Source organism: Rhizobium sp. BK529 (assembly GCF_014194105.1).
In the GTDB taxonomy this organism is placed as follows: Bacteria; Pseudomonadota; Alphaproteobacteria; order Rhizobiales; family Rhizobiaceae; genus Rhizobium.
Map to the genome: position 1 here is coordinate 97869 of NZ_JACIAU010000007.1, position 13260 is coordinate 111128.

Below are 13260 nucleotides of genomic sequence, written 5' to 3' on the forward strand. Positions count from 1 at the left end.
TTCATGGCAGGTTTGACAGTCACGTTCGGGAACGGTGGTGCCTCTACCGTTTTCGACCTTCAAAGCATCGACGCGCAGAATAATAGTGCTCTTGATAACAGCACGCAGAAGCAGGAAGTATCCGATCAAAACGGCTCGACCCTTCAATCGGGCTCTGTCAACGTCGGGGTTGCACCCGTCAGCGGTTCCGGTACGGGTGGCAATGTCGCCGTCAACTTCGACGCGGCTACGAATTCCTTCAACTTCGACGTGGTCGGGAAGTGGAATTCGGTCAAGAACGTTTTGGCCCAATCCGACAGTGCAGAAAACGTCTATTTCAAGGACTTCGTTCAGGCTGACGTCCATCTCGGCGGCACCACTGCTTCGACGGTCGAAATTCTCAACGTCAAGCGTGCAAACGTTACGACCGGCTCGGGCAATGACACCGTAACGATCTCGCTTCTGTCAAATGACAAGAACTGGGTAAACGCAGCTACGGTCGACACGGGTGCCGGCAACGACACGATTACGATCAAGGCCGGCCAGAGCCTCAATGCAATTGGCGGAATCAGCGGCGCAACTGCCGTTAACGGTGGCAACGGCGTTACGGACGGCAGCAATTCGTCCGTCATCATCAATGCAGGTGCCGGCGATGACACGATCGATCTTCATGGCGTCAACCTGAAGTCCTCGACGGTCATTGGCGGCACTGGCGTCGATCATATGATCGCAAGTGGTGGTGCAGATACCTTCGTCTTCAAGCTTGGCGATATGGCTGCCTCACTCGTGACTGACGTCATCGAAGGCTTCAATGCTGCCGTCGACAAGGTCAAAGTCGAAGGTACGACTGCTGACGACTGGAGCGTCGCGCATTTTGCCGGGGACACCATCATCTCTTACACGGGATCGACCCCAGGTCACGACGGTGAATCGATTATCCTGAAGGGTAATATCGCCTCGGACATTCATAACTGGTTCACCGTATAATTGTCTGAGCTAGATCAGGACATGCCGCCGGAAGGCGGCATGTCTCAGACTGCTGACAAACCCGTCGATATTTTCGGCGGGTTTTGTTTTTGCGGATTGGATTTCAGGGTTTGCGTTGTTTGGGCGAAGCTGAAGAGGGTTTGTCGGCTCACGCCGTGGCCGGTTTGGGCCCTTTGGTCAGCGCCATGGCGATCTTCTTGATGTTCTGGGCGGCGGCGGCCAGCAAGCACTGACAGGCGAGGCGGGTGAGGCCTCGGAAGCGGGCGTAGCGATGGCCGTGAAGCTGCTTGGCGTCGGCAAAGGAGCGCTCGACCGTCTCCTTGCGCCGCTTGTAGATCGCCTTGCCCCAAGGGGTGAGGCGGTTGGCGTCGGTGCGTTCGCGGGCCTCTTGCCAGACATGGCGGGTGATGGTGCGGATGGTCTTAGCGTTGCTCGTGCAGGAGGCCAGCAACGGACAGTCGCGGCAGATGGCTGGATCGGATGCGTAATGTTTGTAACCGTTGCGGTCGGTGGTGGCATAGGCGAGCAGCTGTCCCTCGGGGCAGCGATAGCCATCCATCTCCGGCTCGAAGACGAACTTCGACTTGCGCATCATGCCGGCTTTTGGCGGGGTCGGATTGCGGTAGCCGGTGACGCCGAGGATGCCGCGGTCTTCAAGCCCTTTGGCGATGCCGGATGTCGCATAGCCGGCATCCAGACCGACAGCCCCGACGCCGAAGCCGAAGCGGCTGCGCTGACGGTCGAGCCGATCGAGATAGACGATCGAGTCATGCACATTGGCCGGCGTGACATGGGTATCGGTGATGATCGCAAGCTTGCCGTCGACCGTGCGGTGGTCGAGATAGAAGAAGCCCTTCGGCTTGCCGTCGCGCACCATATAGCCGCTGTCGGGATCGGTGCGCGAGACCTTGGTTTGCCTGACCGCCGGCTCGCGGTCCTTTTCCGTCAGCGGCTTCTGGCCGTGCAGCGCCCGTTCCGCCTCGATCGCTCGGTCGAGTTCGGCCCAGTAGTCGGAGCGCGACTTCTCGATCAGGGCAAGATCGTACTTGCCCTTGTTGGCATTGGCTTTCAGATGCGTCGAGTCGGTATAGAGCACCTGACCGTCGATCAGGCCATGGCCGATCGCCTGTTCGACGATATGGTCGAAGATGTCCTGGGCGACGGCAGCGTCGGTAAAGCGCCGCCGGCGGTTCTGCGACAAGGTCGAGGCATCGAACACCCCATCCGTCAGCTTCAGCCGCAGAAACCAGCGATAGGCGACGTTCACCTCGATCTCGCGCACCAGCTGGCGCTCCGAGCGCAGGCCGAACAAATAACCGATGAACAAGGCCTTGAACATCAGCGTCGGATCGAGCGCCGGCCGGCCGTTGTCGGCACAGTAAAGCCCCGCCACACGCTCATGGATGAAGGAGAAGTCGATCACCGCGTCGATCTTGCGAAGCAGATGATCCTTCGGCACCAGGCTGTCGAGCGTCACCATCTCGAGCGCCGTCTGTTCAGGAGCGGGTTTCTTCAACATATCCCAATGAATCACAAACCCCTCGACGAGGCCAGGGGTTTGTCAGCAGTCTGGGACATGCCGCCGGAAGGCGGCATGTCTATTTGATGGTGAGTATGGGTTAGCCTCTCAGACTGAAAGCATCGCTCTCGCCGGGGGCAAGCTCTAGTGGCCAAATCCGGTTGCGTACGCCGTTACGGTAGATCTCCGAATAAGCAGGCATGCTTGCAAGCAAGGTTTCGGCGAGTTCGGCCCCGAGGTCGCGTAGAGACATGCGGAAGCAGGTGAGCGTCGGCTGCAGGAATTTTGCACGCGGTTCTTCTCGGAAGCCGATGACGGCAAGGTCGCGGCCTGGCACGATACCGGCTTCGACCAGGCGGCGGTAGAGGCCGATCGCCATGAGTTCGTAGATCAGGATGATGGCGGTCGGCCTGTCGTCGATCGACAGCAGTTCATCGCCGGCTTGATAGCCACCCTGTTCGCTGGATTTCACGCGGATCACCAGCTCCGGATCATATTTGATCCCGTGCTTTTCCAGAGCCTTTCGATAGGCATCCACGAAGACATAGCCGAGATTGATTTCGCTCGACGGCGCCGCGATCGCGATGCGGCGATGCCCTTTGGCGACGAGGCGGTCGACGGCGCAGGTCGCGACGCCTTCGAAGTCCAGATCGATCCAGGTGTAGTTGTTGCCGCCGGAAGAGCTGCGGCCGAGTGTCACGAAGGGGATCTTGGCCTTGACGAGCAGATCGATGCGCTTGTCGATCCGTTGTGTGGCGGAGATGATCATTGCATCGACGACGCGTCGTGCCACCATGCGCTTGAGGTATTCGTAGGGGTCTTCGTCGCTTGGGCAGGGGAGCATGACGAGATCGAGATTGTGGCGGGAGAGCACGCTCTGCAGCCCACCCGTCACGCCGAGAAAGAAGTTGTCACTGTTTTCGACTGTTTCCTTGCTGGTTTCGATCATCAGGCCGATAACATTGGTCGTCCCTTGCCGAAGACTGCGACCGGATTGGTTGGCGACGTAGCCGAATTCTTCGGCGGCCGCTAGCACGCGCTTGCGCGTCTCTTCGTTGACATCCGCCTTACCATTCAGCGCGCGCGAGACCGTCCCGATCGATATATCGAGATGTTTTGCGAGCTGACGAATACCTTTCATCTGAGGCGATCTTTCTTCAGGAATGCGGATCATCCCATCTTATTGCCATGGGAAAACGTTTACGGAAAGCATCTGGCGTGAAGCGGAGATGCCATTTTACGCGAGATTCAAAAATTTTTGTTGCTGCATCGCCGAAGGTTTCGGCCTAACCGCCCGTCGTCATTGCGATTTTTCGCAACAGCTGACTAAAACAGCCAGCCATTGACAGCAGTAAACGTTTCCGCTTAGGATCGTAAACGTTTACGGAAGGCGTTTCGGGAGGAAACTGAGACGCACCCTTGGAGGAAATCGTGAAATTGAATGCCGTTCTGTGCGGGTGCGGAGCTATGTCTAAAGGTTGGCTGCGTGCTATCAAGGAAACGCCTGATCTTGCCGAGACGATCGAGATCGTCGGCCTGGTCGACGTCAATCCGGCAGCTGCCGAAACGCTCGCCGAGGAATTCGGTTTGAGCGCGGCTCGGGTCGGCACTGATCTCGCCACCGTCATCGCTGAAACCAAAGCAGACATCGTTTTCGACGTCGTTATTCCGACCGCTCGTTTCAATATCGTCTCGACGGCCATGAAGGCCGGCTGCCATGTGCTCTCTGAAAAACCGATGGCGACTTCGCTTGCAGAAGGGGCGGCGCTAATCGATCTCGCCGCCGAAACTGGCAAAATCCATGCGATCATTCAGAACCGCCGCTTCATCTCCGGCGTCCGACGCCTGCGCCGTTTCGTCGAAAGCGGGGCGATCGGTGAACTGACCGGCATACATTGTGATTTCTTCATTGCTCCCCATTTTGGCGGCTTCCGCGAAGAGATGGACAATGTCCTGCTTCTCGACATGGCGATCCATACTTTCGACGCTGCCCGCTATGTGGCTGGCAAAAAGCCGCTCGCCGTCTACTGCGTCGAGCGTAACCCCAAGGGCTCTTGGTATCGGCATGGCGCCTCGGCCAATGCCACTTTCGAATTCTCGGACGATGTCGTCTTCACCTATCGCGGCTCCTGGTGTGCCGAAGGTGAGCGCACGAGTTGGGAAAGCCAGTGGCGTATCGTCGGCTCGAAGGGAATGCTGACCTGGGACGGCGCCGATGGCTTCAAAGCAGCGGTTTCCGGCAATGAGCCGGGCCTGCTTCGTGGTTTTTCACCCGTTGAGGTTCCCGCGCCTGAGCGCGAAGAGGACACGCATGGGCATGCCAGCGTGATCGCGAGTTTCATTGAAGCGATACGTACCGGCACGCGGCCGGAGACGGTCAGCTCCGACAATATCAGAAGCCTCGCCATGGTCTTCGGCGCGATCGAAAGCGCCAGGACCGGGCGTCGCGTTGAAATTTCAGCATAAGGATAGATGATGTGAGCAATCCCGCCAAAGCCATTCGTATCGGAACCATGGTCAGCGCCTCGAAGGGCGGCGCTGACAAACGCATCGCCCAGATCGCCGATATGGGTTTCGAGAGTTTCGAGCCCTTCTTCTGGCAGACGACCAACGGCCAGGATCTTGCCGAACTCGGCAAGCGCAGCGTGGACGCGATCGGCGACCGGGACATCACCATTTCAACGCTCGGCATGTTCGGCAATCCGCTCGAGGAGACCGAGATGGACCTGCAGACATTGCAAGGCTGGAAGGATTGCATCGACAACGCGCATCACTTTGGCGCCACCTGCGTCGCAGGCTTCACCGGCCGCATCCGCAACAAGCCGCTGACTGACAGCCTGCCGCGTTACAAACAGATCTGGAGCGAGCTCGCCAAGCGCGCCGCCGACAAGGGCATCAAAATCGCCTTCGAAAATTGCGCCATGGATGGCAACTGGGCGACCGGCGACTGGAACATTGCTCACAATCCCGATGCCTGGGAGCTGATCTTCAACGAGACGCCCGACGACAATATCGGCCTGGAATGGGAGCCGTGCCATCAGATGGTCTATCTGATCGAGCCGCTGCCGCAGATCCGCAAATGGGCGAGTAAGATATTCCACGTCCACGGCAAGGATGCGACCATCCGTTGGGATGTCATCAAGGAACATGGCATTTTCGGCAAAGAGAAGTTCGTCTTCATGCGCACGCCGGGTTTCGGCGACAGCAACTGGACCGACATCATCTCCGAACTCCGGCTTGCGGGTTGGTCCGGTTCCATCGACATCGAAGGCTGGCATGACCCGGTCTATCGTGACGCCCTCGAAATGACCGGGCAGGTCTACGCGCTGAACCACCTCAAACATGCTCGGGGCGGCGATTTCGTCGTCGATCCGGTATGAGCGAATATGGTCGGCGTGGAGGAAATCGCCGGCCATTTAATGGATAACCACAAAGGAGGAGAACTATGGCTATCCGCAAATCGGTAATTCTGGGCGCGCTGGCGCTCGCAGGCGTCTCGCTCTTCGGCTTGTCGGCCAAGGCGGAAGACGTCAAGCTGACGCTCTGGTCGCTGGACAAGGACACCCAGCCGGCTCCGAACCTGGTCAAGGAATTCAACGACCAGCACAATGGCATCACCATCGAATATCGCCTGATCCAGTTCGATGACGTCGTTACCGAAGCGATGCGCGCCTATGCCACCGGCCAGGCGCCCGATATCATCGCTGTCGACAATCCCGAACATGCGCTGTTTTCATCGCGCGGCGCCTTTCTTGATCTCACCGATATGATCAAGAACTCGAAGGTCATCAAACCCGAAAACTACTTCCCCGGACCGTTGAAATCGGTCGAATGGGACGGCAAGTATTTCGGCGTGCCGAAGGCGACGAACACAATCGCGCTCTACTACAACAAGGACATGTTCAAGGCGAAGGGGCTCGATCCGAACAAGCCGCCGCAGACCTGGGACGAACTCGTCGAGGATGCCCGCAAGCTCACCGATCCGGCCAAGAACGTCTATGGCCTTGCCTTTTCGGCCAAGGCCAATGAGGAAGGCACCTTCCAGTTCCTGCCCTGGGCGCAAATGGGCGGCGGCAGCTACGAGCACATCAATGCCGACGGTGCGGTCAAGGCGCTCGAAATCTGGAAGACGATCATGGACGAGAAACTCGCCTCGCCCGATACGCTGACGCGTGGTCAGTGGGATTCGACCGGTACCTTCAATTCCGGCAACGCCGCCATGGCAATTTCCGGCCCTTGGGAGCTGGACCGCATGGTGCAGGAAGCCAAGTTCGACTGGGGCGTCACGCTGCTGCCGGTTCCGAAGGAGGGTGCAGAGCGCTCTTCGGCAATGGGCGACTTCAACTGGGCGATCTTCTCGACCAGCAAGCACCCGGCCGAAGCCTTCAAGGCGCTCGAATATTTCGCCTCGCAGGACGACAAGATGTTCAAGAACTTCGGCCAGCTTCCGGCCCGCTCCGACATCTCGATCCCGGAAACCGGCCAACCGCTGAAGGATGCTGCGCTGAAGGTCTTCCTCGAGCAGCTGAAATACGCCAAACCGCGCGGCCCGCATCCGCAGTGGCCGAAGATCTCCAAGGCTATCCAAGACGCCATTCAGGCCGCGCTGACCGGCCAAATGAGCCCGAAGGATGCGCTTGATCAGGCTGCCGACAAGATCAAGGCAGTTCTTGGCTGATCTTCCGCGTCACCGGATGGCCTGATGGCCATCTCCCTTTTCCTCCCGGCAGGGGCTGCTCAGGCATCGGCCAAGGCAGCCCCGTTCGGAGCATTGGAGGACCCATGAGAAGGACCTTTTCCAGCATCAGGGATGGCCGCGGTTTCGATATCGTGCTTGTCGCCTTTCCGCTCGGTTTTTTGTTCCTGATGGCAGGCCTGCCGCTCATCTACAATGTGGTGATGAGCTTTCAGGAGGTTGACATGTTCAGCCTCGGCACCTTCTCGCGCCCCTGGGTGGGCTTCAAGAATTACGTGGATCTTTTCGCGCAGCCGGAGACGCTGCCGATCCTTTACAATACGGCGATATTCGTCGTCGGCTCCATTGCCGGACAGTTCCTGATCGGTTTCGGCCTGGCTCTGTTCTTCTGGGTCAATTTCCCCGGTGCTTCCTGGCTGCGTGGTCTCTTCCTCGTCTCCTGGGTCATGCCCGGCCTCGTCGTCGGCGCGATCTGGAACTGGATCCTCTCGGGCGATTTCGGGGTGCTGAACTTCATCCTGAAGGAAAGCGGCATCATCTCCGGCAATATCTTCTGGCGCTCGGATCCGCACTATTCGCTCTACGCCGTCATCATCGCCAATATCTGGCTCGGCACCTCTTTCAACATGATCCTGCTGTCCGTTGGCCTCTCCGGCATTCCCGTCGATCTCTATGAGGCAGCCGAACTTGATGGTGCCACGGCCTGGCAGCGGTTCTGGACGATAACCCTGCCGATGATGCGCTCCACCATTGGCGCCATCATCGCGCTCGGCCTGATCTTCACGCTGCAGCAGTTCGACCTCTTTGCCGCCATCACGTCCGGCGGGCCGAACAACTCCTCCAACGTCACGCAATACTGGGCCTGGGATTTGTCTTTCCGCCAATATGACTTCGCCAAGGGCGCGACCATTTCCGTCATCATGATCGTCTTCGTGATGGTCGCCTCTGTGGTTTACGTGCGCTCGACCCGCCACGAGGTGCGCGGATGAGCGAGACTGCACGCAATCGCCTGATGCTCGTGATCGCCATCATCATGGCGGCGATCTACCTGTTCCCGCTCTACTGGATGTATATTACCGCGCTGAAAAGCGGCTCGGAGATGTTTGCCACTCCGCCGAGCTTTTGGCCCGCCTCTCCGCAGTGGGGTACTTATGCCTACGTCTGGGAAAGCCGGGACATGGGGCGTTATCTTTGGAATTCGCTGGTGATCGCGATCGGCGCGGTGGTCATCATCACTGCACTCGGCGTCGGCTGTGCCTATGTGCTGGCGCGCTACCGCAATATCTGGGTGGATATCGGCCTCTTTCTCATCCTCATGCTGCAGGTTCTGCCTGCCTCGCTGATGATTACGCCGATCTTCGTCGGATTCTCGCAGATCGGGATGCTGAACTATCCGCGGCTCGCCGTCATCATCGCCATTGCCGCAAAGAGCATGCCTTTCTTCGTGGTGCTGGTTCGCGCCACCTTCATGGCGGTCCCGATGGAACTGGAAGAGGCGGCCCTTGTCGACGGCAACTCGCGTGTCGGCGCCTTCTTTAACATCGTGCTGCCGCTTGCCCGTAACGGCATTCTGGTCAGTGCTATTCTCATCTTCATGCAGGCGTTTGGCGAGTTCGTCTATTCCAAGTCGATGATTCAGGCGGCCGAGCTTCAGCCGGCAAGCGTCGGGCTCAATTCCTTCATGGGTCCGAACACCAACGAGTGGAACAACATCATGGCCTACGCGACGATGTATGTGACGCCGATCCTCGCCATCTTCGTTCTTTTGCAGCGCCGCATCGTATCCGGCCTCACCTCAGGAGCCCTCAAATGACCGCTCAGATCGAGCTTGCCGGCGTCAACAAATATTACGGCGCTTTCCACGCGCTAAAGAATATCGATCTTTCCATCGCCAAAGGCACGTTCGTTGCGCTGGTCGGCCCTTCCGGTTGCGGAAAGTCTACCCTGCTGCGTTCACTGGCCGGCCTGGAAACGATTTCCGACGGCAGCCTGAAAATTGCCGGCGAATTGATGAATGGCGTTCCGCCGCGCAAGCGCGACGTTGCCATGGTGTTTCAGTCCTACGCGCTCTACCCGCATATGACAGTCGAGGAAAATCTCACCTACAGCCTGCGCATGCGTGGTGTCGCTAAGGCCGAAGCGAAGAAGGCTGCCGAAGAGGTCGCGGCCACCACCGGTCTCTCGCATCTCCTGAAGCGCTATCCGCGTGAACTATCGGGAGGCCAACGCCAGCGTGTCGCCATGAGCCGTGCCATCATCCGCCATCCGAAAGCCTTCCTGTTCGATGAGCCATTGTCGAATCTCGATGCGGCGTTGCGTGTCCATATGCGCAAGGAAATCCGGGCCCTGCACGATCGCCTGCATGCGACCTCTGTCTATGTCACGCATGACCAGATCGAGGCCATGACGATGGCCGATCACGTCGTCGTCATGCGCGAAGGCATCATTGAGCAGCAGGGCCGGCCGCTCGACCTTTACGACAAGCCCGCCAATAAGTTCGTCGCCGGCTTCATTGGCTCGCCCGCGATGAACTTCATTCCCGCGATTGCAGATGAGGATGGCAAGAGCCTGACGCTCGATCTCGGCGCGGTCAGGCAGCGGATTGCCATCGACCATCAGGTTCAGCCCGGCCGCAAGGTTACCGCAGGTATCAGGCCGGAGCATATCGATATCACCACTCAGGGGCAGGGGAGCTTTGATGTACCGGTTGCAGTGGTCGAATCCACGGGTTCCTCGACCTTCATCACCGCCGCGACGACGCCGGAACTGACGATTGTCGAAACGGGTAGAGGAACGGCTCAACCGGGCCAGACAATCGGCGTAACGGTAGATCCGGCGCAGGTGCATCTTTTCGATGAGACGAGCGGTGTAAGAATTTAAATCCGACTCCTGCCAGACCAATCCTGGCAGGGTCTACTTGCGATCGTTTTATCGTGCAAGCGAAGGCGGCGCGGCTTGCTGCGCTGCCAGTTCGGTCTCATGCGGCTGTTCGCTTGAGTTTGCCCACACCGCCACTGCAAGACCCGCAACGAGGAAATAGGGGAGTTTGCTTGAGAGCTTGAGTTTGCCCGATGCGCTATTGCCGCGCGTGCACTCAAAGCCAGACATTTCTGGGGTCATCAGTACCTGTCTCGTGTGAATATCACATTTCAATCATAGTATATGCGGCGATTCGAATGAACCCCCAGATTGGGGGATGGTAAAACGCGCGGAGCGAGAGGTCGGATTAATGTCCAGCCGGGCCACCTGACCCTTCGTCAAGATTGATCTTGCGCAGGATGAAGGCCAGCGGCAGGACCGCGAGCGACAGCCACATGAGCGTGTGGAAAACGTCGATATAGGCAAGATAACTCGCCTGGATCTGCACCTGCTGTCCTATCCAGCCCATAGCCTGCGATTGCACGTCCACCGTTCCTGCCCCCTTGTCGGCAAAATACTGCGTCGCTCCCTGCAGCGCATAATTGTAGGCAGGGTCGGAGGGAATGACATGTTCAATCAATCGGTTCTGATGCCACTGTTCGCGATGGGCAAGCACGTTTGAGGCAATCGCAACGCCGATCGAACCACCCGTATTGCGCGCCGCATTGATGAGGGCCGACGCCTGGTCCGTCTGGTCGGGCCTCAGGCCATCGTAGGAGGCTGCGGTCATCGGGATGAAGATCAGCGGCAGGCCGAGGCCGAGATAGATGCGCGACCAGACGAAGAAGCCGAAGTTCAAGTCGCCATTGAGGCGCGTCATGTCGTACATGGCGGCAGCAATGATCGCTGTGCCGATGGCGATCAGGTATTTCGGCTGGAACTTATTGGAGATCCGTCCGGCCACGAACATCATGAACATCGTGACGAGGCCGCCAGGCGACAGCGCAAGGCCGGCCCAGGTCGCCGTGTAGCCGAAATTCTGTTGCAGAACCAATGGAATGAATTGGGTCGTGGCGATTAGGATCGCGCCCGTCGCCAGCATGACCATGAAACAGGAGCCGAATTGCCGGCTTGCCAGCAGGCGGACGTCGACGATAGGATTGGCCGCGTTCATCAGCCAGGGAATCGCGAGAAGAAAAGCTGCAACGCAGATCGCCGTCGCGGCTATGATGAAGTTCGAGCCGAACCAGTCTTCCGTCTGGCCACGATCAAGAACCAATTCGAGCGCCCCGAGAAAGGTGGCAACCATCAGGAAGCCGACAATATCGAAACGCACGCCTTGCCGGCGCATCCTCGCCCGCTCCTGACGCAGTGAATCCGGCTCGTTCACCAGGACGTAGACGAGGATGAAAGCGAAGAGGCCGACCGGTCCGTTGATCAGGAAGCACCAGTGCCAGGAGAAATTGTCAGAGAGGTAGCCGCCGAGCGTCGGGCCGACTACGGGGGCGACGACAACGGCGACGCCGAACAGGGCAAAAGCCTGGCTGCGCTTCGATGGCGGAAAGGAATCGGCGAGGATCGACTGGGAGATCGGTACCATCCCGCCGCCTGCAAAGCCCTGTATCATGCGGAAAATCAGCAGGGATTCGAGGTTCCAGGCAAGGCCGCAGCAGATGGAGGCAATGGTGAAGGTGGCAAGGCACAAAAGGTAGAAGCGCCGTCTACCGTAACGCTTGGCAATGAAGCTGCTGGCGACGAGAATGATGGCATTGGAGACGAGATAGGTCGTGACGACCCATGAAGCCTCGTCGGCGCTGACGGCAAGACCGCCGGAGATATAGCGCAACGCCACATTGGCAATCGTCGTATCCAAAACTTCCATGAAGGTTGCAAGTGAGACGACCAGGGCAATCAGCCACGGATTGGCGACGCGCGCACCTGATGCCGGCATGCCATCGGCTGTCGTGGCATCACTCATCTCGGTTCCTCGGCCGCACGGTTACCGTCGGAACCACAGACATGCCGGGACCGATCGCCACATCCTTCGGCCAACTGTCGATAACGATCTTGACCGGCACGCGTTGGGTTACCTTCACAAAATTGCCGGTCGCGTTTTCCGCGGGAAGAAGCGAGAAGGCCGTGCCCGAACCGGGCTGGACAGAATCCACACGGCCGCGAAGGACGTGATCCGGATATGCGTCGATCGTCACATCGACGGGCTGACCCGGCCGCATATCCGTCAACTGGGTTTCCTTGAAATTGGCCGTCACCCAGATCTCATCTGGCACGAACATCGAGACGGCCTGCCCCGCCTGAACATACTGGCCTTTCGAGCCGCTGAGCTTCACGACACGGCCGGGCTGTGCGGCCGTGATCGTCGTATAGCTGAGATTCTGCTCTGCAGTTTCGACCTGGGCTTCCGCCTGATGCAGGCTGGCGACAGCACTTGCCCTCTGCGCTTCGGCAGCCGCCTTGTTCTTGATGGCTGAGGTAACGCTTGCCTGGGCCTGAGCGGTGCTCGCCTCGTTCTGCCGCAAGGTAGACATTGCCTGCTGGGCTGCCTGCTCGGAGCCCGCACCGCTTTTGACCAGTTGCTGCTGCCTGTTGTTCTCGTCCTTGGCATATTGAAGGGCGGCCTCTGCCGATGCCAGCTGCGCCTTGGCCTCGTCGATTGCCGCCGCTGCAGCGGCGATCTGAGCTTCGGCGCTCGAAATGGCAGCCTTTGCGACGTCTATCTGGCTACGCGCCTGATCGAGCGCGATCTGGTAGTCGCGCGGGTCGATCTTGGCGATCACCGTTCCGGCATCGACATGCTGGTTATCGGAGACGGGAATCTCCGACACGTAACCCGAGATCTTGGCCGCGACGGAGAAGCTGCGCGCATCGACGAACGCATCATCCGTCGTTTCATAGGGATGGAAATAGATAAGCCAGACCAGGTAGCCGGCGGCAGCAAGGGCAATCAGCGCAAGAACAATGAGAAGAGCGGCGATCGGATGACGCCTGATGACAGAGGGTCGCTTTTCCTTCTCCTGGTCCTTCTCGGCAGTGTTTTCTGCCTCTTTGACCGGGGCTTCGTCTGTTGCGGGAGCGGAAGGTTGCTGTTGCCTGGCGGCGGCGCGCTGGTTTTGGGGCACGGCAAAAACTTTCATCTTGAAACCGGAGACCAACGCCGGATCATCGGCTTCGGTTCCGGTCAAAATGCCGCAAGCCCCGGGGA

General features: G+C 58.8%; 12 protein-coding genes. 7 read left to right on the top strand and 5 right to left on the bottom strand.

The features are described from left to right. Positions 1 to 3 precede the first annotated feature (3 nt). Entirely contained in the window at positions 4 to 966 is a 963-nt protein-coding gene (locus FHX08_RS29965) for a rhizobiocin (protein ID WP_132657737.1), read from the top strand. A gap of 148 nt (positions 967 to 1114) precedes the next feature. On the opposite strand, the gene FHX08_RS29970 is transcribed toward FHX08_RS29965, so the two are convergent. Continuing rightward, positions 1115 to 2485 carry an IS1182 family transposase gene (locus tag FHX08_RS29970; protein ID WP_132657739.1) on the bottom strand — a complete coding sequence of 457 codons (1371 nt, stop codon included), beginning with the start codon at positions 2483 to 2485 and terminating at the stop codon, positions 1115 to 1117. A gap of 100 nt (positions 2486 to 2585) precedes the next feature. Beyond that, positions 2586 to 3626 carry a substrate-binding domain-containing protein gene (locus tag FHX08_RS29975; RefSeq protein ID WP_132657741.1) on the bottom strand — a complete coding sequence of 347 codons (1041 nt, stop codon included), beginning with the start codon at positions 3624 to 3626 and terminating at the stop codon, positions 2586 to 2588. 290 nt (positions 3627 to 3916) lie between these two features. Here FHX08_RS29975 and FHX08_RS29980 point away from each other — a divergent pair, with 290 nt between their 5' ends. The 6 genes from FHX08_RS29980 to FHX08_RS30005 all read left to right on the top strand — a co-directional run bounded on the left by FHX08_RS29980 (position 3917) and on the right by FHX08_RS30005 (position 10061). Next, on the top strand, positions 3917 to 4951 hold the full coding sequence (locus tag FHX08_RS29980; RefSeq protein ID WP_132657743.1) for a Gfo/Idh/MocA family protein: 1035 nt from the start codon (positions 3917 to 3919) through the stop codon (positions 4949 to 4951). 11 nt (positions 4952 to 4962) lie between these two features. Beyond that, complete coding sequence (locus tag FHX08_RS29985) at positions 4963 to 5865, top strand: sugar phosphate isomerase/epimerase family protein (protein ID WP_132657745.1); 903 nt, start codon at positions 4963 to 4965, stop codon at positions 5863 to 5865. Between the two features lie 65 nt (positions 5866 to 5930). Beyond that, positions 5931 to 7163 carry an ABC transporter substrate-binding protein gene (locus FHX08_RS29990; protein WP_132657746.1) on the top strand — a complete coding sequence of 411 codons (1233 nt, stop codon included), beginning with the start codon at positions 5931 to 5933 and terminating at the stop codon, positions 7161 to 7163. A 104-nt stretch (positions 7164 to 7267) separates the two neighbouring features. Further along, positions 7268 to 8170 (top strand): carbohydrate ABC transporter permease, encoded by a 903-nt coding sequence (locus tag FHX08_RS29995; RefSeq protein ID WP_184328122.1) that lies wholly within the window; start codon positions 7268 to 7270, stop codon positions 8168 to 8170. Beyond that, on the top strand, positions 8167 to 8994 hold the full coding sequence (locus FHX08_RS30000; RefSeq protein WP_132657750.1) for a carbohydrate ABC transporter permease: 828 nt from the start codon (positions 8167 to 8169) through the stop codon (positions 8992 to 8994). The genes FHX08_RS29995 and FHX08_RS30000 overlap by 4 nt, the downstream gene beginning before the upstream one ends. Beyond that, positions 8991 to 10061 carry an ABC transporter ATP-binding protein gene (locus FHX08_RS30005; protein ID WP_132657751.1) on the top strand — a complete coding sequence of 357 codons (1071 nt, stop codon included), beginning with the start codon at positions 8991 to 8993 and terminating at the stop codon, positions 10059 to 10061. Before FHX08_RS30000 ends, FHX08_RS30005 begins: the two co-directional genes overlap by 4 nt. Positions 10062 to 10109: 48 nt before the next feature. Here FHX08_RS30005 and FHX08_RS30010 read toward each other — a convergent pair whose 3' ends face one another. The 3 genes from FHX08_RS30010 to FHX08_RS30020 form a co-directional block, all read right to left on the bottom strand. After that, positions 10110 to 10301: a hypothetical protein gene (locus tag FHX08_RS30010; protein ID WP_132657753.1), complete on the bottom strand. Its 192-nt coding sequence runs from the start codon at positions 10299 to 10301 to the stop codon at positions 10110 to 10112. A gap of 106 nt (positions 10302 to 10407) precedes the next feature. Next, positions 10408 to 12018 (bottom strand): DHA2 family efflux MFS transporter permease subunit, encoded by a 1611-nt coding sequence (locus FHX08_RS30015; RefSeq protein ID WP_246698420.1) that lies wholly within the window; start codon positions 12016 to 12018, stop codon positions 10408 to 10410. Continuing rightward, positions 12011 to 13192: an HlyD family secretion protein gene (locus tag FHX08_RS30020; protein ID WP_132657829.1), complete on the bottom strand. Its 1182-nt coding sequence runs from the start codon at positions 13190 to 13192 to the stop codon at positions 12011 to 12013. The genes FHX08_RS30015 and FHX08_RS30020 overlap by 8 nt, the downstream gene beginning before the upstream one ends. Positions 13193 to 13260 lie beyond the last annotated feature (68 nt).